This window comes from Nocardioides sp. YJ-D4, from assembly GCF_054031495.1.
Map to the genome: position 1 here is coordinate 5,867,360 of NZ_CM132932.1, position 23,640 is coordinate 5,890,999.

Sequence of the window (23,640 nt, forward strand, 5' to 3'; positions counted from 1 at the left end):
TGCGGGGGAGCAACCGGCGTTAACGCAGGTCAGACCCATGCTCCTGCGGAAAGTGAGAAGGGCCGCTCACTCAAGGTGGCGGCGCGCTTCGTTGATCACCTGGTGGGCCGCGGAGCCGAACACGGCCTGTGCGCGGAGGGCGTCGAAGACACGTACGAAATAGGCGACGTTCTCGGGCCGCGAGGTCTTGAAGGCGCCGGACCAGAACTCCTGCCTGACGAGCGAGTCGTCGAACAGGTAGAACCCCTCGCCGGGGTACAGCGTCCGTTGTCGCCCAGGCGGCAAGATGCCGATCGAGACATACGGGAGGCCATCTGCCTCCAGGAGGTAGTCGAGCTGGCGATTCATCACCTCCGCGCCACCGGTGTTGTTGTACAGCGCCGAGGCCTCCATGAGGAACGCGAACCTCGGCTGGCCCGTTCCCAGGAACCGCTTGCGGTCCATGCGGTTCTCGGCGGCCTCGTCCACGTCTTCCAACGGGAGTCCATGCAGGTTGGCATGGATCGTGAACTGGGCCTTTGCGTAGTCCAGCGTCTGCAGGAAGCCGGAGATGAACAGCGACTCGTAGACGCGGATGAGTTTGGAGCTGGCGAAGAGATCTGTCGGCTTGAGTTGGATGTTCTTCATGCCTGCTCGATGTGAACGCTTGTAGTCGGTCCACATCTGCTCAACCTCACGGCTGAGCGCGATCAGCTCCGCGATCTGCTCGCCTGCCTGGCAGGCATCGGCCCAGGCTCTGATGTCGGCGTCGCTGGGGCTCTGGAGTCCGTGCTCGATCTTCGAGACCTTGGACTTGTTCCAGCCGTAGCGGTGCGCCAGGTCGACGCCGCTGAGTCCGGCGTCCAACCGCAGTTCCTTGAGGCGGGTCCCAAAGGCTCGTTTCGCCGACTCGGACGGTCGCTCGCCAGACATGCTTGTCAGGGCGCCGTGTAGTCGCCGTTCGGAGTCCCCAGCGACCACGCCTTCTCAAACGCGTCGTTACAGAACTCGATCACGGCGGGGTCGGTCGATAGTTGGGTGCCGGCCTGTTGGTTGGCACCGTCCAGGAGGATGAACAGGACCAGGTCGTTGCGGATCAGGCAATCGTTTCCGGGCAACGGCAACGCCGACACCTTGGATCGCGGGAGCCAGCGAAGCTGTTCGTCGGGGTTCGCGATCTCGATCGCCATCCGCTGGTATTCAGACAGGGGCTCGGAGACGATCCTGACCCGTCGGTATGCGAAGCCGTTGGCTTCACGCTGCCGGCTGTCGTTCCGGTGTGCCGCCATCGTCTTCGTGACCGTTTCGTGGTCGCCTGATCGCCAAGCGTCGAAGAGGGCCTGGTCTACGCCGTAGTGGTCGTGGATTTCGAGCTTTCGGATCTCCTGGGCGGGCTGCCCGAACAGAAGCTCGGCGCGGCGCTCAGCCGAGATCAACTCCATAGCGCTCCTTGGCGTATTTCTTGACGAAGGCGTCAACGGTGCGACCAGACATCTCACCGAACGTCTCGTCTGGTGCGAGCCCGATCAGCTGGTCCCGCACCCCTGTTCCACGGATCTTGGCCTGGACGATCCAGGAGCCGCGGTCGGTCTCGTAGAACGTCTCACAGAGCTGATCGCCCTGTGAGTTGGGGTCTTTGCAGTAGAAGGAGACGGTGAGGTCGTCATCGTTGCCCGGGTCGTGACTCATGTGAAGTCCCCCTGAATCGGTTGCGACGGGCTCCCAGGCTTGCACGGCTGTTGTTCCGAGGTCAAGCAACCTTGAGCAACTTCGTTCCGTCGGGTGCACCGACGTATCTAGCGTCAGCAGACATGAGCAACGCGATGCCTCTCCACCTCGGCCGCATCCGGGCTGACGCGGAGATCTCGGACCGAGCGGCGGTCTTGCCACGACGTATCGTCGGGCAGTCCTGCATCCCTGAGCCCGAGAGCTTCGTGGTCTCGGTGGAAGACAGGGACCTGCTGCAGGCGGTCCTCGACGGTCTCTATCGGCTGAGTCCTGGGGCGGCCCGATGAGGAGCACCGAGGGTTCGACGATCCAGCGCGGTGAGCTGATCGCACGTCGTGCGGGTCGCCCACGCGTACTGCCCCAGATGGCGGGTGAACGGCGGCCGTGGATGGAACCGCGCGAGGAGATCCTCGATGTCTCCGCAGGCTTGTTCGTGGGCCGGGGTTTCGCCGCGACCTCGACCCGGGACATCGCCGAATCCGTCGGGATCAGACAGGCCTCGATCTACTACCACTTCCCCTCAGGCAAGGAAGAGATCCTGGCCGAGCTGCTCCAACGCTCGATCCGGCCCACGCTCGACAGAATCGAGAAGATCGAGATCCTCGGAGCCGAGTCCGACGCCGGACCTGAGGTGCTGCTGCACCTGCTGGTCGTGCTCGACGTACGCACCCTTGCCACCGCACCACGCAACGCGGGCGTCCTCAGCCGGCTGCCGGAGGTGCAACGCAAGGAGGCATTCAAGCCGTTCGGGGCCGCCCGCGATGAGCTCCGGGCTGCGTACGCACGACTCGGGGCTCAAGTGGTGGCAGTCCGTCCGAAGGTCGCGATGACCCCAGACGCAGACCTCCTCGGCACGTTGCTCCTCCAGTTGGTCGAGGTCGTGATCGGCATGCGTTCAAACGGACATCGGATCAACGAGCCCATCGAGGCCATCGTCGCTGCATCCTGCCTCCGAGTCTGTTTGGCAGACCAAGCCGCCATCGACGAGGCCGCCGCGCGTGCGGCTGAACTGATCGGGACTTTCGAATGAGTGCCGATCCTCATGAACGGGTCGCTGGCCCACCACGTGCGCGTTGGTGGGTCGGCGACCGCAAGACTCGGGCAGTTGCTGGACTCGATCTTTGGGCAACCTCGAGGATCCAACGTGGGGTGTCGGCCGCCTTACCCGGCCACTCGCTTGGATCGCTGCGGGGGCTCGGTTGGACCATCTCCGTCATCACGGTTGAAGATGTCCTCGCCGAGCTGCTGTTCGGCGAGGCCCTGGTGTCCGGTCGCGGCCAGCACACGGGCATGGTCGAGCCGGGGGACGTCGTCGTACGGCGCGGCCCTCATCGCGATCTGAGCGGCTTCGCGGGCGGACTCATAGGCATGTTCTGCCAGGGCACGGTTGACGACGAGGTGTGCAGTGTCGACGATCATCGACACTGCGATGTGGTCGTGGCGCTGGCCGTCGAGGAGCCAGGACCAGCCGCGTTCGCGCATCTGCGTGAAAGGCTCACCCGTGATGAGGCGGAGGGCCTGGTGAAGGTCGGTGATTCCGTCAGCTCCACGTGACTCGCCTCTGGCACGGAGCCGGCGGAAGAGATCGAGGTCAACGAGGATGTCTTCGGCTTGGTAGGCGGGGTAGCCGAGACGTTTGGACGCGGGGGTCCTGCGCGCGTCTTGGAGGTGGCTCTTGCCGGTGCGTGGGTTCTTGCCTAGCCAATTGCGCAGTTTCCCCAGATCGATCGTGAGACGGCTGCGGCTGACGCCGATGGCTTCGAGGTACTCGGCCGTGCGTACGCCGTCGGGGTGGAGCACGAGGTACGCCAGAAGTTCGGCGAAGTAGGGTCGACGAGCAGGTGGCACCGAGCCGTGTGCACGTAGGTGGACGGGGCCGAGGAGTGTGAGCTTGGGCAGGCGAGACTCGGGGGAGTGCCACTCGGCGATGTCATGGTCGAGGGTTGGGTCCAGAGCACTGACGGCTTCACGAGCTGCGGCGTCGACGATGGGGGCCAACTCCCGCACGTCCTCACTGGTGGTCGCGCACTGGGCGACGTACGTTTTGGTCGGCTCGGGAAGTAGCGAGGACTGACCGGCTGGCTCCAGATCCGAGGACGGGCGTTGGGATACGTACTCCGGGCGTAGAGCGCCGGCGGCGTCGATGAATGCCTCCATGCCGTGGGTCGCGGACTGTGCCCTGGGCATGGGGCACTTCTCGGCTTCGCGGGTGACCTCGACGATCGCGGCGCACGCTATGGCTTCGTCTGATGTGAGGCCCGCGGCGCGGATGCGTACGTCTTGGAGTGCTGGATGGGACACGCTGAGGTGGCCGTCGCGGGTGACGGTGATTGCTGCGGCGTCGAGGTCGGGGAGCGCGTCGAGGATGATCACCGCGGCACCGGTGCGCTCGGCGTCGGTGGCGATCGCTTCGGGGACGGTACGGCCAGCGACCGAGTCCTTGGCCAGGAGAACGGCTCGGTAGCGGTCAGGATCGAAGCCCGGGAGCCGTCCACCAGTGTCCAGCTCTGCGGTGATGTCCGCGAGGAAGTCGGTCTCTTCATGGTGGCGGAGGCGATCAGGATCGATGCGTGCAAGTTCGCCGGCGATGCCGTGGGTGTCCACCTGGACGAGCATCGACCACGGGGTGACGGTTAGCTCGGCCGCGAGGTGACGTACGAGCGCGTCCGCGTGTTCGCGATGACCGGTCAAGTTGATGACGCCCAGTTCCTCGAGGTTAAGGAGCCAGAGGTGGCCATCGTCGGTTTGACCGATGGAGGCGAGGAGGGGATACGGCGCAATGCGGCTGCCGTCCGGAGACTCGGCGTCGGCGGGCGCAGTCCAAACAGTTGGGCCGCCGGTCCACGGATGGGGGAGCGTCACTGGCTCAGCGAGGTGAAGCCTGATCCGGTTGTCGCCGAGCTCGGCCGCGACCAGTCGGGGATGCTCCTCTCGAGGAAGCATGTGCAGCACGGCGTCGAGACGTTCGATGAGCGCGGCCGTGCTCGTGCCTTCGGCGCGGATGGTCTTCTCGATGGGACGGAGCTCGGCTGGCGGCGGGGTGATCTCATAACCCGGAAGGCGGTAGCGACGTCGCGATCGGTGGTGCCGGCGTAGGACCAGCATCAGGCCGCCGGCCAAGACTGCCCCAGCACCTACGAGGCCAGGGACAAGCCATGCCGGCGAGGAGTCCGGCTCGTCTCCAGACTCCTCCTCAAGGCGCTCCGGTGTTGTGTCCGGAGCGTCAACCGTTGGGGCTGGTGCCGGTGTCATCGGCACGGGATCCCGGTGTCCGCTGGGCGGCGCAGGGTGTTGAGGCCGGCCATCCTGCTCTGGCGGAGCTGTCGGCCTGGGGCCTACCTTCGGTGATTCTGGGCCGGGGATGGTGAGCGTCCAGCCGGGGCGGATGATGTCGGGATCGGTGAGCTGAGTTCCGTCCGGCTGGATCGTCGTTCGCGAGGCCTCGAAGATGTCACCGTAGCGGTCTTCGTCATGCAGTTCCTTCTCGGCGATGTCGGCGAGGGTGTCGCCTGGGCGCACGACGTACGCCTCGTTGTCCTCGTCTTTGTCCGCGGTCGGCGGCGCGGGGAGGCGCAGCACCAGCCCGATCGGGAGGAAGTCCGCGTCTCCGCTCAGGGACTCTGGGTTGAGGTCGATGATCTCGGTGAATCGAGTGCCGGACCCTAGATGCCTCTCGGCGATCCGCCACAAGCTGTCGCCCCGCGTCACCGTGTACGTGATGGTCGGGGTCCGGTCGGCCGAATGGCTTGTCGACCTGGCAGGGGCGGCCTCGACCGGCGCCACTGCCGGAGTCGGCCGTTGCGGCTCGGGTGGTGGCGGTGCGGCCGCGGCGGGTGCAGGTGTCGAGGCGGGCGCAGCGATGGGTACCGCGATGAACAGGGCGATAGCCGCTCCGACGAGCCGCCCGGCGGTCGCTTGGGGAAGGACGGGGAAGCGTGGGGTTCGGAGTCCGCGAAGCTGGGCCGCTACCTCGAGCAGGATGGCGGTGGTGAACCAGGCCCAGGCGACCCAAGCGGCGGCCGTGATGACCTGGAGCGCAAGAGTGCCATTGTCTTGGCGAAGGAGGTCACGCCACGCGAAGCCATCAAGGTTCGGGATAGCGCCGAGGCGGAGCATTGCGACGGGTGCACCTACGAGGAGAACCAGGATGGCGAGGCAGGCAATAAGGCCGCGGACTCGCATCGCGATCATCGCTCCACCCCGTCGAGGCTGCGCACGAGCTCGGCTTCGGCGTCTCCGTGGACCCGCACGGAGTGGATACCGATGATGCCGAGGAACCGAGTGCTGTAGCTGTCCGTGGCTCGCACCTGAATGTGGTTGCCACGGACTCGCACCGTCCCGGTGACTCCTGCCCGAGCCAGGTACGCGTGTGCTGCTCGTCCGGCCGCAGCGGTGTCGATGGCGGCATACCTGCCCTCGATCGCGGGTGCAGCCAGGACTTCCTCGGCGCCGGTTCGTGCGGCTTGGGCGGCGAGGTCGTGAGTTCGTTGCTGGGCGTGCGCCTGGCCGCCGAGATCGACAGCGAGGCCGACAAGGATGCTCATCGCGAACGCTGCGGTAACCATCCAGACGGTTACTGAGCCGCGTTCGTCGTGGCGAGGCGAGGGCGTTCTCATGGGAGGCCCCTTTCGCGCCAGGTGTCGATCGGGCTGGTCATCGATGCCCGTATCAGGCGGCTTCCGGGCACGCCGGGGACCGAGAGATCGGCCAGGTCGACGCGGCAGGACAGGGTGACGGTGACGTCGGCTGGCTGCCCGGTTGGGACGTGGAACCCGCTGGTGTCGACGACGACCTGGATGCTGCGGCAGTCGAGCTTCTGGTTGTTCAGGCTGGCCGCCGCTTCGCGTCCTGCCGAGGTGTCCGCTTCGCTGGCGCTTCGAGCGATCGACGCGGCTCGTGCGGCGTCAGCAGCAGCCGACTGCAGCGCCTGGTCGGCGAGGGCAAGGCGTCCGCCGGCAATGATCAGCCCGACGAAGAGGATGAAGGCAGGAAGTCCGATCGCCGCTTCGATCGCCGCGGAACCGCGCTCGTCGCGCGTTCGAGTGGTCATCGTGTCTCAACCGGTGCGGTCAGGCGCTCGACCTCGGCGCGTGCGCGTTGCTGGATGACCGGTCGCCAACCAGGGATCACCGACAGAGCGTGACCGCGGACGGTGACCGTTGCCGTCGTCGCAGTTCGCTCGGTCGATGCCTTGGAGGACTCGAGGGAGTCACCGGCGTCAGCGAGGTAGGCGTACGCCGCTGCGGTGCCGTCACCGGACGTCGCTCCGGTGGCGCCGGCAGCTCGAGCTCCTTCCTGCGCAGCCGCGATGGCGATCGTGCGCGCGTGGTAGTAGAGGGCGGCCTGCATACCGAGGAACATCACGACGAAGAGCGCCGGCAACAGTACGACCATCTCGATCGACACCGCACCGCGCTCGTCTCGCGCTGGTCCTCGCCTCGACATCGCGGCCTACCTGAGCTTGCCTGACTCGCTTGTGACATAGGCGCGGATCGCGGCGACCACGATGGCCACGATCGCGATCACGGCGACGGCCCAGAGGACGTTCTCGACGGTGACCGAGCCGCGCTCGTCCCTGCGGCCGGGCGGGCGGAGCAGCCGCTCGCCGAGTGCGAACCAAGCGACGGTGAAGGTCGTGTAGATGCGGAGCATGAGGTGGTTGTCCTTTCAGCCGGGGATCATCCGGAGGAGCGATGGGGCGAGCAAGATCGCCATGAAGATCACCCCGAGCAGGGAGCCCGGGATGGACATGCGTTCGCCGATGGCGTTGGCTTCGGTCAGTTCGTCGTTCAGCATCGCGGTGCGCATCGCCGCTGAGCGGGCGCGGAGGGTGGCGTACGTGGCGGTTCCTTCCTCGCCGGAGAGGCGCATGATGTCGGCGAAGTCGTCGAGGTCGGGCAGGCCGAGCTCCGTTGCCAAGGTGTGCAGTGCGTCCCAGGGCGGTAGTCCGGACCAGCGGGATCGGTTGAGCTCTTCGGCGATGCGTGTGAAGACCCAGGAGTCCCCGACGCCGGCGGCAGTTTCCATGGCCTGGCGTACGCCGGCCCCGTTGGTCCGTTCGAGAGCGACGAGGTCGATGTATGCCCCGAGCGCGCGGTTGAACTCGAGGCGCGCCTTCTTGGCGTCGTCGATCGCGTTGTAGTTGGGCACGAAGAACATCACGATGGCCAGGGCGATGCAGGCGATGACCGGTATCGGGAACGGCAGCCCGAGTCCGAGCAGCGCGAGGAAGGCCGCGAGCCCGATCGGGATGACGAAGCCCAGCGCGGCGTAGACGATCTTGTCTCCGTAGAACCGGGCTAGAGGTACTCGCAGGAGGGCGAGCTCACGCGTCGGGGTACGTGCCCAGACGCCGACCGGGAGCGTACGCATCGCCCAGACGCCTAGGCGTTCCTTGCCTGATCGGGTGCCAACGCCCGTGTCGGGCTCTCGGCGCTGCGCGGGCGCGAGACGCCTCACCGCATCTGCCAGGTCGGGCTCGGCCGGGATGAACCAGATGACAAGCATCGCAGCCCCGAACCCCATCAGTCCGCCGGCAAGCATCATGAGCATGAGGGTCGTCACGACTGGCCTCCCGGGACCGGCCGGAGCATCGCGGGTTCCGCCGGCGGAGAGCTTTTCTCGGAGGCGCCGATGATGCGCGGGAGCCTGTGTCCCTCGGCCATGCGGCGCATCCACAGCAGGGTGGCGACGTACGCCGTCAGAAGCACGGCGAGAATCACTTGCCCGAGCGGGCTTCCGTACGGCGCTATGTAGGAGCCGGTGAGCCCGAGCACGACCAGCACGACGGCACTGATGATGGTGACCCAACGAGCGGTTGCGCGTGGTTTCGCGCGGTCTGCTTCGACCTGGCGCCGGGCGCGTACGTCGGCCGCGACCGACTCGGCCAGGCCGTCGAGCACGTTGGCCAGGCCGGCGCCCCGGCGTCGTGCGGCGAGGATGAGGTTGCCTGCGACCAGGTCGCCGGTGGCATCGTCGAGGTCGTCGGCGAATGCGCGGATGGCGTCCTCGGTCGACCAGCGTGCCCGGAGCCGGGCGACCAAGAGAGCGACCTCGTCGGAGATCGGTTCCGGGGTTGAGCGGAGCGTGGTGATCAGCGCCTGTTCCAGACCGATACCGACGGTAAGCACGCCGGAGAGCGACCGGGTCCACTCCTCCAGTGCTTCGAGGCGTTCGATTCGCTCCTTGGCATCGGGTGCGGAGAGAAGGTAGGGGAGGCCCACCGCCGCGGCCGGTGCGATGACCATGGCGAGTGGCCAGCCGGTCACCAGCCCCCCGATGAGTCCGAGCCCGAGTCCTGTGAGGGCAAGGAATCGCGTACGCCGCGACATGGCCGGGACTCGAAAGTGACGTCGGCGCGGGCGATCGGTGACTTCGACGCCGCGCAGCTCTGGGATCAGCTTGGCGAGTCCACCAGCGACGAGCCCGCCGCTGAGCGCAGCGATCATGAGCTGGATCGTCATGATCGTTCTCCTGGCCGCTGCGCTGCGAGGTAGCCACCCACATCGAATCCGTGCCTGACGAGGGTCCTGTACTCGTCGGGAAGCACGGACGGGATGGCGGTCCCGTCTCGATCGGGCGTGAACACGTGCGTGGTCGCGTAGCCGTTCTCCCGCTCGCCGGGTGTCAAGGCGATGATCTCGGCGACCTTTCGCGTGCGCTGGGAGCCGGTGTCGGTGGTTTCGCTGTGCAGAGAGAGGTGGACGATCAGGTCGACGGTTGCCGCGAGCTTCGAGGTGGCGAGCTCCTGGGTGACGTGGGCGCCGGCCTCCATGGCGCAGGTGACGAGCTTGCGCACGGCTGCGACGGCATCCGAGGCGTGGGTGGTGGAGATCGAGCCGGTGCCGGACTCCATTGCCTTGATCATCGCCCAGATCTCCTTGCCGCGGACCTCACCGACGATCTGCCTCGAGAGGTTGAATCGGAAGGAGTCGACCAATGCTTCATCGAGAGTGAACTCACCCGCCTGCCGGCCGTCGGGCCCACGTTCGCCGGACCCGGGTCGTGCTTCCCAGGGGTGCACAATCCGATGCCGGTCAGGCAGCTGGTGAAGGTGCAGTTCGTATTCGGTCTCGAAGGTCCCGATCGCCTCGGCTGGGTCGATCTCGGCACAGAGCGCACGGACCAGGGTGGTCTTACCTGCCCCTTGCGCTCCGGAGACGACGATCGACTTCCGAGCGCGGACGGCTGCCTGGAGGAACGAGGCGGCTATGGGAGTGAGCATGTCGCGGCGCACGAGGTCCTCGAGGGTCACCTCCATGAGTCGGTGTCGCCGGATCACCACGGAAGGGCGAGGCATGACCCAGGCCGCGGCGGCGAGCCGGGATCCGTCGTCGAGGCGCAGGTGAAGCTTCGGCTGGGCTTCGGAGAAGCCACGCGCGTTGACCTCGCTGCGTGAGGCCAGGAAGACGAGGAAGTCGATGAGCTCCTGGTCGGAGTCAGCGACAGATGGGCCGGGAACTTGTGACCCGTCGACGAGGTCGAGGGTGACGTTGTCGTATCCGCAGATGATGATGTTCTCCACGCGGTCGTCATCGACGAGGGGCTGGAGCCGGCCGAGGCGGAAGAGCGAGTCGAACACAGCACGTGCCACGTCCTGCTGGCGGATGAGAGTCCAGGACGAATCACCATCGTTGACCGCCTCTGCAGCCGCTGTCTCGATCAGTTCGAGCACGATCGATCGTCCGAGCTCCTCCTGGGTGCGTCGGTCCAAGGGCTGCGACTCGGCCGCGACTGCCTGGGAGAGCTGTTCGGATGCTTGTGACCGCAGAGAGGAAACAACGGCCCAGTCCAGGTCCTTCGACGCCGGGGTCGGTTGCCCATTGATACCTGGGGGAGTGGCGGGGAGGTGTACCTTCAGAGAGGTGGGCAGGTCATCGACGGGCCGCAGCCCCGTTGCGAACAACGGCAGGCTGGTGACGTCGGGACGGTACGGCTCCCATTGCTCGGTCATTGCGCCACCACCTTCGCAACCTGCGCCTGCGACCGGCCGACCTCGGCCTGGATCTCCTCAGCAGCGGCACGGAGGGACCGGGCGTACGCACCGGTCTCGAATCGGCGCGGTCGCGCAGCTCCGCGGTGGAAGGCAGCCGCCCCCGCCGGGTCGTCCGCCACCTCGGCCACCACAGGCAGGCCAAGGAGCCGGGACACCTCGCGCGAGGTGTAGGGCATTCCTTCGCCGACGATCAGGATGCCTGGCCACCGCCACCCGACGCCGGGTTGGGCCACCGACTCGGCCCACGAACGGGCGGCAACCAGGGCAGGGAGGTTAGTACGCGTCACCAGGAGCGTCACATCGACTGCGCCGAGCAATGGCTCGGGTGACCCAGTCAGACCTAGCCGGCCGGCGTCGATGATGACGTCCTGTCCGTTCGCGTCGAGGTCGGCGAGTGCTTCGGCAAGACCAGTCCAGTGGTCCCGCAGGGCGGAGGCCTGGACGTGGGTGCGGGTCCCTGCGACGTACGAGACGGTTGTTCCTGGAAGGGACGCGGTGACGTGGGGGAGCGCCTGGGCGACTCCGAGCGGCGACATCATCAGGTCGACCAGGTCGGCCCCTGGTTGGGTGTGCCCACGGAGGTAGCCGGCCATGATCGCAGAGCCGCCCGTCGGGTCGGCCTCGACGACGAGTACCGGGCGAGGCCACGCCATCGCGAGGCCGAGCGTTGTCGTTGAGACGCCGGGGGAGCCGGACGCAGAAGCGAGCGCGATGACCACCATCACCGCTCCAGGGGATCGATGACCAGAGCGACATTCCCGGTGCTCGCGCGATCGGCGAGCACGGGCGCATCGGCGTATGGGACCAGCAGGTTGACGACGGTGTTGCCCGAGACCTCGTCGGTGCTCGCCCCGAGGATCTCAGCGCTTGTGGCCAGCGGAGTGCCAGATGCGACCTCGCCACCCTCGCCGGTCGTCGCGATCACGCGGACCTTGTCGCCGTTGCGAAGGTCGACGGCCGGCACCTGGGCCGGGGTGAGGGCGATCCCTACGACGGACTGCCCGGCCGGCGGCATGTTGTCCTCCGTTGCCATCTCGGGAGTAAGCAGCCCGCCGGCCGCGATATCAAGCGCCGCACGCTTGCCGACGAGGTCTTTCAGACTGTCACCCGGAACGACCTGAAGAGCACTGTCGCCGGAGATCTGCGCCGTCGTCAGTTCGTCGGCGGTGATCACGCTGCCGCGCGGGATCGTGGTGCGAGCAGCCACCACGGAGTCGCTCGTGGTCGTGGCCGACCATCCCCAGGCCGCGATCGCCGCGCCCATCAGGATCGCCGCGACCGTGGCGACAATGTGAACGGGCCGGCGCCGAAGCTTGGGCGGCGGGACGAGTCGGGGCGTGGGCGGAGCACCGGTGACCCGGTCTTCGTCCGGTGTGGCTCTGGACATGTGTCTACCCCCGCCTCATGAGTGCCCGCTACTTCACGAGCACCTGCGCTTCCCCGACCGCGATGTCGACGGAGCGGCTTAGTCCGTCCAGCCGGATCGTCCCGGCCTGTCCTGCCCCTTGCCAGGTGATCACCCACGCCGAGGTAGCCGTCACGGAATACGTCCCGTTGGGCTCTCTGGCAGACGACAACCTGTAGACGTGGCCACAGTCGGGCGACGCCTTCTTCCCGAAGGACGCCTCGTACGGCGTTCCCGCACTGCGGCACTCAACGGTGGTGCCATCACCCATGTCCCAGGTGATCTCGTGCACCCGCGCCGTTGCAGTCACCGTGATTCCACCTGCTGATGCCGACGCAGTGGCCGGTCCGTACGTGTTGCTGTTGGGCTTCTTCGCCCACATCCATACCGGCATGCCGACCAGCCCGACCCGGTCAGGCCCCGGCTCCGGCGTGATACCGATCTGGATGGCCGAGAGGTCGAGCTTCTCGACTGCCATCTCAGCTACCTCGCGAGGCGACGGGCCGGCAGCTGCTCCTTCGGGTGGCGCTGGAGACCAGATGAGCGTGAGCAGTGAGGTCTGAGGCTGGTAGCAGTTGTAGACGGCTCCGTCGTCAGGCTCGTGTCCTTTCCATGCCGGGTCGCCGGCCGGGGGAGGTGGCTTCGCCGGCTCGATGTAACAGTTGTTGCCGTTCGACCAGTAGCCGTAGGGGCTCTGGCACGGGACCGGACCGGCCTGGCCCGGCACTCCTTGCTTGGAGGGATCGAAGTAGCACGAGGCGCCCTTGCCGGTGTCCTTCGGGCCATCGTCCCCGGCAGGCTTGCCCGTGTCGCTCCCGCCGCCTCCACCTGGGACTTCGATCGTCAACGTGCACTCCCCAGTCAACGGATCGGTCTGCTGACACTTGGTATCGGCGTTCGCCGGTCCCGGGCCGAGCACCCCTAGGCCTGCGATGACGCAGACCAGGATGAGTGCTCGGATCAGGCATCGCATGGCGGTTGCGCGAGGTCCTTCCCCGAGGCGACCCGCCAACCCGTCAACGGGTCGCTCTGGTACTCGTAGTTCGCGACTGTGTAGCGCGTCCAGCCGACGTCGACTCGATCCGGACTCACGACCGACTCCCCGGATGCGTCGAGGAGGTCGGCGTCGCTGACGTCCCAGCAGACATCGACCACGACGGTCGGGACTTTGCCGGCCCCAGGGTCCGAGTTGTCCAGGTTCACCGACTCGACCTTGAGGTCGGGGAGTTCGGTGTCTCCGACCTGACGGAGCTTCTTTGAGCGCTCGTTCTCGAGCAGTCGCTTCTGCGCAGTCAACTGGCTGCTCGTGGCGACACTCTGCAGACCGCCTAACGGTTTCCTGTCGCCCTGGCGGAGATCGTCGAGGACAGCGAAGTAGCTGCGCACGGTCTTGGTCGCGGCGTTCGAGGCGGCCTCGGTGTCGGAAGCCTGTGCCGATTCCGGGCTGCTCGTCGCCGGTGCCGACGGCGTCTTCGGTGAACCGCTCGGGCCTTCACCGGCGCACGAAGTACCAGCGGCAAGCGCCAGAACGCCTGTCGCGATCACGAGAAATCGACGGGGACAGATCACAGTGGAATGCCTTCCTCGGCGAGCTGATTGGTGGCCCTTCGAGGTCCAGCGCCGAGAGTGTGAGCCGCAGGTCGATGGCTCAGGCGCTCCGTCCATTAGGCACTACTGAGACTCTTTACGCAACGGGAAACATGGCGCCCCCCGGGTCCCGACGGGCTCAGCGGGATTGCACCTCGCTCTGCTTGCAGTCCCTGTCAGGGCGGATGTACGTGGAACACTTTCCGCCGTAGACAGTTGTGATGCACGCGTGAGGGGTGCAACCAGTTTTCGCAGGTCAAGCGGTGGATCCACGCATGATCGATGCATGGGGTGCATTCTTCTCTCACATGCGGTCGACACGACACTCCGGTCGTGCAGGCGCGCGATTGTTGCCGAGACAAGAAACCTACGAATAAATTCTTGAGATTGATGTCGTCCGCGGTCATCGACGCACCGGATAGGTACGCGGCCGCCAACCTCGCGGAGTAAGGAACGAGGACTGTAGCCGCCGCTGCGCCGCACTAATCTCCTGCGGAAGTCGTCCAGGCCGCCGGCCTCCCCGCTTAGGATGACTGGCCGATCTCCGGCAGTCCGTGACGAGGGCAGCTTGGAGCCAAATGCTGATGGCCATGTAGATGCCCGGCAAGCTCGAGCGGCAGGAACTCTCGTCACTGCACTCCTGGCCAGACTGGCCCAGCCTTCAAACCGAGGGCTCTATAAGGCCGACCGACCCGCACCCACTTACCCATCGATCCCACATCCTTGGCAAGGACCGGCATGACTGGCAGGCGTCCATGACGCGTTCGTGAAGGCGACCGGTCCTGCGTAAACACCGGAACGCGTCACACACTTGCAGATTGAGGAGGCGGGGCAGCGGTGCGCACCTCGCATTCGGGAGGTAAGTGCTGTGTCCGTGTCGATGAGAGTGATGTCCGCAGGCGATGGATACAAGTATCTGCTTCGCAGCGTGGTCGCTGCGGACGGTGACCGTTCACTCTCGACGCCTCTAACCCGTTATTACGCGGAGAAGGGCACGCCGCCCGGTAGCTGGCTTGGGTCGAGTCTCTGTGCATTCGGCGACGGTCAGATCGTTCCGGGCGCTCAAGTGACCGAGGCGCAACTCGCTCTGCTCATTGGCATCGGGAGGGACCCAGTGACGGGCGAAAGGCTAGGACGGGCGTACCCCGATTACCGGTCGACCGAAGAAAGGGTTGCGCAACGAGTCAAGGATCTCGACTCCGGACTAAGCGCTGCCGAACGAGCGGTCGAGACGGCGCGGATCGAAGTCGAGGAGATTGCAGCAGGCGGCCGTCGGCCGGTGGCTGGATACGACCTCACGTTCAGCGTGCCGAAGTCGGTATCTGTTCTGTGGGGGCTCGCTGATGCCGACATTCAGGAGGGGATCGTCGTGGCACACCACACGGCGATCGCCGATGTCATCGCGTTCCTAGAACGGGAGATTGCGGCCACGAGGACGGGCGTGGGTGCCGTGGACGGCGCGGTGGCCCAGGTCGCGGTACGTGGAGTCGCGGCCGCAGCCTTCGACCATTGGGACTCTCGAGCCGGTGACCCACAGCTTCATACGCACGTGGTGATCTCCAACAAGGTTCAGGCCGTCCTCGATGGTCACTGGCGCAGCCTGGATGGTCGGCCGATACACGAGGCCGTGACCGCACTTTCGGCCTACTACGACGCGGTACTCGCCGACCGGATGACCGAGATGTTGGGCGTCAACTGGGAGATGCATGTGCGCGGTAGGAACATGTACCCGCATGCCGAGATCGTCGGTGTGCCGCAGCAACTGATCGAGGCCTTCTCCAGCAGGACGCGAGACATCGACCGGGCAACCGAACACCTAGTCGGCGCGTACGTCGACAGTCACGGGCACCCACCATCGGATGCCATGATGATCCGGCTGCGTGCCCAGGCGACTTTGGCGACCCGTCCCGAGAAGGAGATCCGTTCTCTCGCCGACCTGAGCTTCGACTGGCGCCGGCGCGCAGCCCGGGTGATAGGCCCGGATCCAATCGCGTGGACCGGAGCCGTGATGGCCGATGATGCCGTCCTGGTGGTGCGTGCCTTGGACATCGCGGGCGAGGTCATCGACCAGATCGGTGCCGCTGTGGTTGCTGTCGTGGGCCAGAAGCGTGCGACTTGGCGTCATTGGAACATGTGGGCGGAGGCGTCGCGTCAGACGATGCACTGGCGGTTCGCCACTGTGGGAGACCGCGAAAGGATCACCGCTCAGATCGTTGTTGCTGCTGAGCGAGCATCGGTGCTGCTCACGCCTGGCGAGCTCGCACCAAGTCCTCCGGAGTTCCGACGCGGTGACGGCACCAGCGTCTTCCGTCCACGGTACTCTTCCGTGTACTCGTCCGCATCAATCCTTGCTGCTGAAGACCGTCTGATCGCCATGGCGGAGGACCGGAGCGCTCCACGGGTGCGCGCGTCCATCGTTGAGCACGTCGCGGGCCGTCCACATGATGGGCATCGGCTCACAGTCGCCCAGATCGGAGCGCTCGACACGATCGCTACCTCGGGCCGGAGGCTTGATGTACTCGTTGGTCCGGCGGGGGCAGGGAAGACCGCCGCGATGCACGCGCTGCGGACTGCTTGGGAGGTACAGCACGGCCCCCAAAGCGTCGTCGGTCTCGCTCCCTCGGCGGCCGCAGCCGCGGTACTGGCCAACGATCTGGGGATTCCGTGCGAGAACACCGCGATGTGGTTGACCCAGTTCGACCTCGGCCACGTCGGGTTTCGACACGGCCAGCTCGTGATCCTCGATGAGGCATCTCTAGCCGATACAGCCACCCTCGACCGGATCATGGGGCTCGCTGATGATGCCGATGCGAAGGTGCTCGCGGTGGGGGACTGGGCACAGCTCCAGGCGGTCAGCACCGGTGGCGCGTTCGGCATGCTGGCCCATGCTCGGCCTGACGTTCCCGAGCTCACCGAGGTCCACCGCTTCACCCACGAATGGGAGAAGGCTGCCTCCCTTGACCTCCGCGCCGGCCATGCGCGTTCGATCGCCGCCTACGCCTACCACGACCGCCTCGAAGGCGGCACGACCGTAGAGATGATCAACTCGGCTTACGCCGCCTGGACGCGAGACCTTGAGGAAGGGTACGCAACCGTTCTGATCGCAGAATCGACTGACCTAGTCCATGCACTTAACATGCGCGCACGCGCCGATCGCATTCTCCGAGGGGCTGTAGCGGCCTCGCGTCAGGTAGCGGTCTCCGGAGGTGCCCAGGCATCCATCGGCGACCAGATCATCACTCGTCGTAACGACCGCTCACTGCGCACTCCGACAGGAATCTGGGTACGCAATGGAGACCTCTGGGAAGTTGACTCCGTCCGGTCGGACGAAAGCATGGTCGTGCATCGCCGCGACGGACGCCGCCGCGACACGCTTGTCCTTCCGCCCTGCTACGTCGCCGAACACGTCGACCTTGGTTACGCCATCACCGCCCACCGCGCCCAAGGCCTCACCGTCAACTCCGCTCACGTCGTGGTCACACCGAAGGCTGCCCGCGAGCATCTGTACGTCGCGATGACCAGAGGACGCGACTCGAACAAGGCCTACGTCGCCTTGGACCAACCTGATGAGGCTCACGCCGGCCCGCCGACAGGGGGCGACGTCGACGCCCGGAGGGTCCTTTTCGGCGTGCTCAAGCACTCCAGCGCGGAACTCTCCGCTCACGCAACAATCATCGCTGAGCAGGAGACGTGGACATCGATCGCCCAGCTTGCCGACGAGTACGACACCATTGCCGCGGCAGCTCAGCGCCCACGCTGGGAAGCCCTCATCCAACGCTCCAAACTCACGGAGCCTCAGTCTGAGGCGGTCATCATTGGCAGTTCCTTCGGCGCACTGTCCGCGGCCCTGCGTCGAGCCGAAGCGGGTGGTTACGACCTAGAACGGCTGTTTTCGAGTTTGGTCGCCCGACGTGATCTGGACGATGCAAAAGACGTTGGAGCCGTCCTGCGCCATCGCCTTCGTCTTGCGACGGGCATTGCCGGCACGCATCAGGTCTCAGCCGGATCGGCCCCGGGCTTCATCGTCGGGTTGATCCCGGCCGCGCAAGGTCCAATGGCCACAGAGATGAGAGAAGCGCTGGAGCAACGCAGGGACGTCATCGAGACCCGCGCCAACGAACTCGCCGAGGCAGCGGTGCTCGCCGTCTCGCCCTGGCTTCGCCGCCTCGGAGAACCGCCCGGCACCCCTGCCGCTCGTCGTACTTGGATGACCTTCGTGGCGACCGTTGCAGCCTACCGTGAGCGCTACCACATCACCAGCGACCTCCCGCTCGGTCCCGGTGCCCAAACCGAATCTGAGCGCTCGGACCGCCATCAGGCCCTGTCGGCTCTACGCAGAGCAACAGGGATTGCGCGGGTGCCGGGTGATTCTCCGCAGTCCGAGACCGTCCGTCCACAGCCCATCGTGCGCCAATCAGCTCGGAACATAGTTTGATGAGATCCCCGATCGGGTTTCGGTGTCGCACCCGCGCTCAGCCCTGCCCGGGGCCGGGCCATTGCGCTCGATTGGCTCAGACATAGCCTCGAGAAGTTTGCATGGACACCTCCCGAATCGCCGCCAGTTGAGCCTGACCGTCAAACGGCTCCAGCGGATCAGGTTGCGCCGATCTGGAGCAGGTCGAGCTGCAGACGTTGAAAGAGCGATGAGCGTGCCATCCTCCGCCTAGCAGAATCCTCTAGGGATATGACGGAGGTCACACTTACGGTTTTGGTCTTACCAAACTGTAGGAGGTTCCGTGGCCGTCATTCAGCGATCCCTCGAACAACCATGGCTTACCGAGCACGACCGTGACCGGCCGACGACAGCCGTCGTCGCCGGACTTCAGGAGGCGTTCCCCACAGAGTCCGAGTATGACCGGGTTCTGACTCGCAAGATGATGCGCCGTTCGGAGCTGCAGACATCTGTCCGCTATGACCTCGAGCGACTGCTGCGATCGTTGGACCTGCTGCTCGAACAGCAACTGGACGGTGGGTATACCGTCCGCGACCCTCGCTGGCTCACCGGGGGAGCGTCCAAGATCCAAGTCGGGTTCACTCTAGAAACGTTCGGCCACGACGGAATCGCTGAGCGTCAGACGGAGCGCCTCGTACTCCGGATGGAGCCTCAGGAGTCGCTAAACGCTACGAGCAGGTTGCGTGAGTTCAGCGCTCTGGAAGCCATGCGGGTCGTGGTGCCGGTACCCGAGGTGCGATGGGTCGACGAGCATGCCGAATGGTTCCCGGAGCCGGCGCTCATCTATTCATGGATTCCTGGATCTCCGAAGCCTTCCCGCGCAACCAGCCGAATCGCGGGGATCGGAATCAACTACGGGCCCCAATTGCGCGCCGGGCTCGCGGCTGCCTTCGTCGACAACCTTGCGAGGATTCACGCGCACGATGTCAGCCGTGGTCTGCCCCACTACGATCTTCCAGCGCTGGCAAGCACGGAGACCGCTCTTTGGCAGGTCAATCGTGCACGCCGTGTCTGGGAGGAGGACCGTGGTGAGCACTTCCCGCTGCTGGACGTGGCCGCATCGTGGTTGACCCGCAATCTTCCCGAGCTCGATCACGTCAGTCTCGTGCATGGCGATTACCGCGGCGGGAACTTCATGTTCGACGAGGAGCGGGCCGAGATTACGGGAATCCTCGACTGGGAGCGAAGCCACCTAGGCGACCGCCACCGCGATCTGGCCTGGACCTCGTTGCCGGCCTTCGGTCACCGTGACGAGCGAACCAGAGAGTTCTTGGTGGCGGGCTTGTTGCCGACCGATGAGTTCTTTGATCGCTACGAATCGGTGTCTGGCCTCACCGTCGATCCGGACAGGCTGCGCTTCTACCGCATTCTCAACTGTTACCAGGCGGTGGTCACCGCAACTGGCTCGGCCTATCGCGTCTCAAAGCTGCGGCGCTCGCATCAGGACGTTGTTCTGACTGGTTTGGAAGCGGTGGCTGGCGTGATGGCCGAACAGCTTCGCCTTGACCTTACGGAGGTGCTCTGATGCCCGACAAGCTAGCTAACGCACTGATGGCGGCGTCCCGCTCGCTCCGGGAGGTGGTTGGTCCATCCATCTCGGAGGGGAGCGGCACTGCCGTTGAGCAGACCGCGGTTGCTTCGAACATCCTCGACTTCTACGCCGACCGGGCGCCGCACGAATACGCTCGGCGGTCACAGCAGTTGCGGATCAACATCGATCTCGCCCATGCGTTGCAGAAGTGTGCGCATGTCGACACGACGGCCGTTGAGCTGCTTGACCCACCGCTGAAACGGGCGCGCGAGCTGCTGAGCGGCTTCCCGTCCCCGGTTGCATTGGTGGCCACCACTGACACCTTGGCTGAGGCCATCAGCCGTGCGGTGGCGTGCTCCGACTCGATCGAAGTGCACAGGCTGGCGTTGCGCCACAGCAAAGACCTGATTCAGCTGCATCGCGCGTGGTTTGCCCCGCAGGGGTTCGACCCGGACCCCAGCAGCGTTCCGCCCCTCGAAGAGCTCCTTTACCCGAGCGTCACCGCTCAACGTGACCTTTCACACCAGGAGGTAAATCAGTGAACACACCGGCTGCCCAACTTGCCGATCGCACACAGCGAAGGCGCGCCATCGCCGCGGCCACCGTCGGCACGTTCGTCGAGTACTACGACTTCGTTATCTACGGCTATGTGGCGTCTTATATCGCTGCTCAGTTCTTCCCCACGGGAAGTTCGTTCGTCAGTCTGCTGCTCACCTTCGGCGCCTTCGCCGTCAGTTTCCTGGCGCGGCCGATCGGTGCCATCGTGTTCGCGCCGCTAGGAGACAAGCACGGTCGCAGGCCAGTGCTGGCCGGGGTCATCCTCCTCATGACCCTGGCAACCGCAGGAATCGGGTTGCTTCCGACCTATGCACAGATCGGGATCGCAGCACCGATTCTGCTCACCGTTCTCCGGCTGCTCCAGGGCATCTCCGCCGGAGGTGAGTACGGCGGCGCCACCTCGGTCGTTGCAGAGTTCGCTCCTCGCGGCCGCCGCGGGTTTTACGTCGGTTTCGTGTCCATGATGGTGGGTGCTGCGATGCTGGTAGGTGCGACGCTTTCGTTGGCGATGGCACGGTTCGTGCCCACCGCCGCGATGGAGTCCTGGGGATGGCGGGTCCCGTTGCTCGTCGCTCTTCCGCTGGGTCTGATCGGGCTCTACATTCGACTCAAGCTCGAAGAGACGCCTGAGTTCAGCAAGCTCGGGAAGCAGGATCAGATCCAGTCCTCGCCGCTGCGCACGACGATCAAGCGCGACCGTACGGCTGTGCTGATCGGGCTGGGTATCGCTGCCACCAACTCAGTCTTGATGGCGTTGTACTTCATCTATCTACCCTCAGCGCTCCGGGAGTTCTCCGGCTACGATGCCGGCGACGCAGTGGTGGTCACGCTAGTCGGCCTGGTCGTGTACGTAGCAAGCATCGTGCCACTGGCCACGCTCACAGACCGGATCGGCCGTGTGCCCCAGATCATGTGCTCGTCTGTTGCTCTCTCGATCCTCCTCTATCCGTCGTTCCAGCTCATGACCCAGGGATCGGTTGCGGTGTCGGCAGCGGTGATGGTCGTCATCGCTCCACTGATCGCGGCCAACGTCACCGCCACGGTTCCGTTGCTCACCGAGTTGTTCCGCACCGACACCCGCTACACCGGGCTCTCTTTGGGATGGCAGCTCGCTACCACGCTGTTTGCCGGGCCGACCCCGATCGTCGCGGCTGCTCTCGCCGGGGTGTGGGGGCCGGCAATCCCCGCGCTCTACGGCACGGCGGTGGTTTGCCTGACGCTCGTGTCCTGCTGGGCGCTGGGAGGCGCCGGTCTGCTCGCGAGTGAGCGCTCTACCCGCCCCGCGATGGAGGTGAGGGCCTGATGGCTGTCGATTGGGGTGCAGAGCACTTCGAGTATCAGGCACCACCCGATGCCGACCATCTGTGGGTTGAGACGATCATGTTTCCCATCGTGGTCCCCGAAGCCCACCTGTTCGCGTTCGTGTACACCAACGTCCGACCTGGGCTCGGCGTGATGTGGAACCAGGTAATCGTCTGCGGGGTACCTACCGATACCCGGGCGGAGCTATTGCACTACGCGGAGAACCCGCATCTGCCGGCCCCCGACTCGTTCAGTGATATCCAGTCCCCGCTGGGCCTTCGTATCCAGTCCGTGGATGCACCATGGAAGTTCCGGATCGACTATGTCGCCGACGACGGAACTGAGATCCACGTCGACTGGACCAACCTGATGCCGCCGTTCGACATCCACAATCCGGAACACAGTCCTCAGGCTGGTCGGGCTCTCGACATCCATGCAGACATCGACCCGGGCGATTCTCCTCCGAACGTCGGGCATGCCGATATGACCGGCCGAGCAACCGGCACGGTGAAGGTGAGAGGGCGCGAGTTCGTCGTGGACTCCATCGAGCGCATGGACCGCAGTTGGGGGCCGCGCGACCCGATGAAGGCTGGCAAGCAGGTTCACGTGATCTCCGCGACTTTCGGTGAGGATCTCGCATTTCACATGATCTGCCCGTGGGAACCGGATCGTAAGGGACGTGCCGCCAACACGCTCTCCCATGGCTACGTCCTGCGCGACGGTGAGGTCCACGGCCTGACTGACGAGCTCACCATGACCTCACAGTCCACCGGCTTCCTATGCACCAGCCTTGACATGCAAGTGACCGACGCTGGCGGCCGCCAGTACCACCTGCGTGCCTACGCCGACGTTGGGGCGCCATGGATCGCGGCGCCGAGTGCATTGGTCCACTTGTCTATGATGCGTTGGACTCTCGATGGCCGCGAGGGGTACGGCATCGTCATGCGCACGCACTTGATGGCTGAGCTCAATCGCCGATTCGGTCGATTCTATGACGACCCTCCGGGGCTCGTTCACGTGTGACAGCATCAGCAGATGGACGGTCCGACGCCTCGCAGGAGCCCCAACGAGCGGCCGACTTACATGGTCGAGTCCGTACACAAGGCGCTGATCCTGCTCAATTCGATCCGCGATCAGGGGGAGTTGCGGCTCAAGGACGCGGCCGCAGAGATCGGGGTCGCCGAGTCGACGGCTCACCGTATGCTGGCGACCCTGATCTTTCACGGCTTCGTCGTCCAGGACGCGTCTCGCCGCTACCGAGCCGGCCCCTCCATCGGCGTTCCCCCTGCAGAGGCACGCTGGGCGCGCGGCTTTCGCGATGCTTGTCGGCAGGAGATGCGAGAACTTGCGGACGCAACCGGGGAGACCGTCAACATTGTGGTGCGCACGGGAACGCTGGCCAGGGTGATGGCGAGCGAGGAATCCACGCGGCCCCTTCGGGCAGGAAGCCGACAAGGACATGTCCCACCGGCGCGCGCTGCGGTCGGGGGAAAGGTACTGCTTGCCGAGTTGGACACGTCGGAACTGGAGGACCTCTATCTGTCCGATCGTGCGCGGCAGGACGACCGGATGACATCGGAGGAGTTTCGGCAGTTTCTCCGTTCGATGCGGGCCATCCGCGAGCTGGGATATGCCACTGCAGTGGATGAGGTCGAAATCGGCCTGTCGGCGGTTGCTGTGTGCCTGCGCAACGAGTCGGGCACAGCGGTAGGAGCTCTCGTCGTCGCGATGCCGACCATGCGACTGCGCGACAACCTCGATCAACGCTTGGTGGTGAAGATGCGCGTCGCCGCTTCACGCATCGAGCCGCTGATAGGAGAGTTGATCCCTGAGTGAGGCTGAGGCGAATGGAACCGGAGGGTCGATCTCCACCGCATACGCCGAATCTTTGGTCTCAGGAAACCCGTCGTCCGTCGCCTGACCAGTTATGTGCCCAGCCAGGTTGTTCAACCGAGTATCGGCCGTGGACTTCCTGATTGCTGAGTGGTGTCGGGAGCGGTTTAACTCGTGACCTACCCCGGCAAGGCACCGAGTCGGGAGGACGCGGTGCCGTCGAACTCTGAATGTTCGGCCCTCGGTCGGGAGCGAAAGCATTCGATGCG

The 23,640-nt window shown here is 65.4% G+C and carries 23 protein-coding genes; 8 read left to right on the forward strand and 15 right to left on the reverse strand.

Annotation, left to right across the window (positions count from 1 at the left end):
• Positions 1-66: 66 nt before the first annotated feature.
• The 3 genes from ACW14X_RS28045 to ACW14X_RS28055 are packed head-to-tail and all read right to left on the reverse strand — an operon-like array spanning position 67 to position 1,668.
• Positions 67-912 carry a helix-turn-helix domain-containing protein gene (locus ACW14X_RS28045; RefSeq protein WP_457164046.1) on the reverse strand — a complete coding sequence of 282 codons (846 nt, stop codon included), beginning with the start codon at positions 910-912 and terminating at the stop codon, positions 67-69.
• Positions 913-917: 5 nt separating this feature from the next.
• On the reverse strand, positions 918-1,421 hold the full coding sequence (locus ACW14X_RS28050) for a DUF6879 family protein (protein WP_457164047.1): 504 nt from the start codon (positions 1,419-1,421) through the stop codon (positions 918-920).
• The gene (locus ACW14X_RS28055) at positions 1,402-1,668 is read right to left on the reverse strand and encodes a hypothetical protein (RefSeq protein ID WP_457164048.1); all 267 of its coding nucleotides are present in this window, start codon (positions 1,666-1,668) and stop codon (positions 1,402-1,404) included. The genes ACW14X_RS28050 and ACW14X_RS28055 overlap by 20 nt, the downstream gene beginning before the upstream one ends.
• A 122-nt stretch (positions 1,669-1,790) precedes the next feature.
• On the opposite strand from ACW14X_RS28055, the gene ACW14X_RS28060 reads away from it, so the two are divergent.
• Together ACW14X_RS28060 and ACW14X_RS28065 are read left to right on the forward strand one after the other, a co-directional pair.
• A complete protein-coding gene (locus ACW14X_RS28060) occupies positions 1,791-1,994 on the forward strand; it encodes a hypothetical protein (RefSeq protein WP_457164049.1) in 204 nt (67 codons plus the stop codon).
• Positions 1,991-2,737 carry a helix-turn-helix domain-containing protein gene (locus ACW14X_RS28065; protein WP_457164050.1) on the forward strand — a complete coding sequence of 249 codons (747 nt, stop codon included), beginning with the start codon at positions 1,991-1,993 and terminating at the stop codon, positions 2,735-2,737. The genes ACW14X_RS28060 and ACW14X_RS28065 overlap by 4 nt, the downstream gene beginning before the upstream one ends.
• Positions 2,738-2,868: 131 nt before the next feature.
• Here the strand turns inward: ACW14X_RS28065 and ACW14X_RS28070 are convergent, their stop codons facing one another.
• From ACW14X_RS28070 to ACW14X_RS28125, 12 genes are all read right to left on the reverse strand, one after another.
• Complete coding sequence (locus ACW14X_RS28070) at positions 2,869-5,898, reverse strand: LysM peptidoglycan-binding domain-containing protein (protein ID WP_457164051.1); 3,030 nt, start codon at positions 5,896-5,898, stop codon at positions 2,869-2,871.
• A complete protein-coding gene (locus tag ACW14X_RS28075) occupies positions 5,895-6,323 on the reverse strand; it encodes a pilus assembly protein TadG-related protein (RefSeq protein WP_457164052.1) in 429 nt (142 codons plus the stop codon). Before ACW14X_RS28075 ends, ACW14X_RS28070 begins: the two co-directional genes overlap by 4 nt.
• On the reverse strand, positions 6,320-6,757 hold the full coding sequence (locus tag ACW14X_RS28080) for a TadE/TadG family type IV pilus assembly protein (RefSeq protein WP_457164053.1): 438 nt from the start codon (positions 6,755-6,757) through the stop codon (positions 6,320-6,322). Before ACW14X_RS28080 ends, ACW14X_RS28075 begins: the two co-directional genes overlap by 4 nt.
• Positions 6,754-7,113: a TadE/TadG family type IV pilus assembly protein gene (locus ACW14X_RS28085; protein WP_457164054.1), complete on the reverse strand. Its 360-nt coding sequence runs from the start codon at positions 7,111-7,113 to the stop codon at positions 6,754-6,756. The genes ACW14X_RS28080 and ACW14X_RS28085 overlap by 4 nt, the downstream gene beginning before the upstream one ends.
• A 45-nt stretch (positions 7,114-7,158) precedes the next feature.
• The gene (locus ACW14X_RS28090; RefSeq protein WP_457164055.1) at positions 7,159-7,359 is read right to left on the reverse strand and encodes a hypothetical protein; all 201 of its coding nucleotides are present in this window, start codon (positions 7,357-7,359) and stop codon (positions 7,159-7,161) included.
• Positions 7,360-7,374: 15 nt separating this feature from the next.
• Entirely contained in the window at positions 7,375-8,271 is an 897-nt protein-coding gene (locus ACW14X_RS28095) for a type II secretion system F family protein (RefSeq protein WP_457164056.1), read from the reverse strand.
• Positions 8,268-9,170, reverse strand: a complete 903-nt coding sequence (locus tag ACW14X_RS28100) for a type II secretion system F family protein (protein WP_457164057.1) — start codon at positions 9,168-9,170, stop codon at positions 8,268-8,270. The genes ACW14X_RS28095 and ACW14X_RS28100 overlap by 4 nt, the downstream gene beginning before the upstream one ends.
• Positions 9,167-10,381: a CpaF family protein gene (locus ACW14X_RS28105; RefSeq protein ID WP_457164058.1), complete on the reverse strand. Its 1,215-nt coding sequence runs from the start codon at positions 10,379-10,381 to the stop codon at positions 9,167-9,169. Before ACW14X_RS28105 ends, ACW14X_RS28100 begins: the two co-directional genes overlap by 4 nt.
• A 275-nt stretch (positions 10,382-10,656) precedes the next feature.
• Positions 10,657-11,355, reverse strand: coding sequence for a hypothetical protein (locus ACW14X_RS28110; protein ID WP_457164059.1), 699 nt, complete (start codon positions 11,353-11,355; stop codon positions 10,657-10,659).
• A 68-nt stretch (positions 11,356-11,423) separates the two neighbouring features.
• Entirely contained in the window at positions 11,424-12,089 is a 666-nt protein-coding gene (locus tag ACW14X_RS28115; protein ID WP_457164060.1) for an SAF domain-containing protein, read from the reverse strand.
• A 28-nt stretch (positions 12,090-12,117) separates the two neighbouring features.
• Positions 12,118-12,954 (reverse strand): hypothetical protein, encoded by an 837-nt coding sequence (locus tag ACW14X_RS28120; protein ID WP_457164061.1) that lies wholly within the window; start codon positions 12,952-12,954, stop codon positions 12,118-12,120.
• Between the two features lie 113 nt (positions 12,955-13,067).
• A complete protein-coding gene (locus ACW14X_RS28125; RefSeq protein ID WP_457164062.1) occupies positions 13,068-13,652 on the reverse strand; it encodes a hypothetical protein in 585 nt (194 codons plus the stop codon).
• A gap of 931 nt (positions 13,653-14,583) precedes the next feature.
• Here ACW14X_RS28125 and mobF point away from each other — a divergent pair.
• From mobF to ACW14X_RS28155, 6 genes are all read left to right on the forward strand, one after another.
• Positions 14,584-18,129 carry a MobF family relaxase gene (gene mobF / locus ACW14X_RS28130; protein ID WP_457164063.1) on the forward strand — a complete coding sequence of 1,182 codons (3,546 nt, stop codon included), beginning with the start codon at positions 14,584-14,586 and terminating at the stop codon, positions 18,127-18,129.
• A gap of 301 nt (positions 18,130-18,430) precedes the next feature.
• Positions 18,431-19,672, forward strand: a complete 1,242-nt coding sequence (locus tag ACW14X_RS28135; protein WP_457164064.1) for a phosphotransferase family protein — start codon at positions 18,431-18,433, stop codon at positions 19,670-19,672.
• Positions 19,672-20,220: a hypothetical protein gene (locus ACW14X_RS28140; protein WP_457164065.1), complete on the forward strand. Its 549-nt coding sequence runs from the start codon at positions 19,672-19,674 to the stop codon at positions 20,218-20,220. Before ACW14X_RS28135 ends, ACW14X_RS28140 begins: the two co-directional genes overlap by 1 nt.
• Entirely contained in the window at positions 20,217-21,539 is a 1,323-nt protein-coding gene (locus ACW14X_RS28145) for an MFS transporter (RefSeq protein ID WP_457164066.1), read from the forward strand. Before ACW14X_RS28140 ends, ACW14X_RS28145 begins: the two co-directional genes overlap by 4 nt.
• Entirely contained in the window at positions 21,539-22,561 is a 1,023-nt protein-coding gene (locus ACW14X_RS28150; RefSeq protein ID WP_457164067.1) for a DUF7064 domain-containing protein, read from the forward strand. Before ACW14X_RS28145 ends, ACW14X_RS28150 begins: the two co-directional genes overlap by 1 nt.
• A gap of 60 nt (positions 22,562-22,621) precedes the next feature.
• Complete coding sequence (locus ACW14X_RS28155; RefSeq protein ID WP_457164068.1) at positions 22,622-23,374, forward strand: IclR family transcriptional regulator; 753 nt, start codon at positions 22,622-22,624, stop codon at positions 23,372-23,374.
• The last annotated feature ends 266 nt before the right edge of the window (positions 23,375-23,640 follow it).

Excerpts from the sequence above, each read along its gene's own strand:
- ACW14X_RS28155 (WP_457164068.1), top strand. The coding sequence starts at position 22,622 with ATGGTCGAGTCCGTACACAAGGCGCTGATCCTGCTCAATTCGATCCGC.
- ACW14X_RS28115 (WP_457164060.1), bottom strand. The coding sequence starts at position 12,089 with ATGTCCAGAGCCACACCGGACGAAGACCGGGTCACCGGTGCTCCGCCC.
- ACW14X_RS28070 (WP_457164051.1), bottom strand. The coding sequence starts at position 5,898 with ATGATCGCGATGCGAGTCCGCGGCCTTATTGCCTGCCTCGCCATCCTG.
- ACW14X_RS28060 (WP_457164049.1), top strand. The coding sequence starts at position 1,791 with ATGAGCAACGCGATGCCTCTCCACCTCGGCCGCATCCGGGCTGACGCG.
- ACW14X_RS28075 (WP_457164052.1), bottom strand. The coding sequence starts at position 6,323 with ATGAGAACGCCCTCGCCTCGCCACGACGAACGCGGCTCAGTAACCGTC.
- ACW14X_RS28065 (WP_457164050.1), top strand. The coding sequence starts at position 1,991 with ATGAGGAGCACCGAGGGTTCGACGATCCAGCGCGGTGAGCTGATCGCA.
- ACW14X_RS28050 (WP_457164047.1), bottom strand. The coding sequence starts at position 1,421 with ATGGAGTTGATCTCGGCTGAGCGCCGCGCCGAGCTTCTGTTCGGGCAG.
- ACW14X_RS28055 (WP_457164048.1), bottom strand. The coding sequence starts at position 1,668 with ATGAGTCACGACCCGGGCAACGATGACGACCTCACCGTCTCCTTCTAC.
- ACW14X_RS28045 (WP_457164046.1), bottom strand. The coding sequence starts at position 912 with ATGTCTGGCGAGCGACCGTCCGAGTCGGCGAAACGAGCCTTTGGGACC.
- ACW14X_RS28140 (WP_457164065.1), top strand. The coding sequence starts at position 19,672 with ATGCCCGACAAGCTAGCTAACGCACTGATGGCGGCGTCCCGCTCGCTC.
- ACW14X_RS28090 (WP_457164055.1), bottom strand. The coding sequence starts at position 7,359 with ATGCTCCGCATCTACACGACCTTCACCGTCGCTTGGTTCGCACTCGGC.
- ACW14X_RS28080 (WP_457164053.1), bottom strand. The coding sequence starts at position 6,757 with ATGACCACTCGAACGCGCGACGAGCGCGGTTCCGCGGCGATCGAAGCG.
- ACW14X_RS28100 (WP_457164057.1), bottom strand. The coding sequence starts at position 9,170 with ATGACGATCCAGCTCATGATCGCTGCGCTCAGCGGCGGGCTCGTCGCT.
- mobF (WP_457164063.1), top strand. The coding sequence starts at position 14,584 with ATGTCCGCAGGCGATGGATACAAGTATCTGCTTCGCAGCGTGGTCGCT.
- ACW14X_RS28150 (WP_457164067.1), top strand. The coding sequence starts at position 21,539 with ATGGCTGTCGATTGGGGTGCAGAGCACTTCGAGTATCAGGCACCACCC.
- ACW14X_RS28110 (WP_457164059.1), bottom strand. The coding sequence starts at position 11,355 with ATGGCGTGGCCTCGCCCGGTACTCGTCGTCGAGGCCGACCCGACGGGC.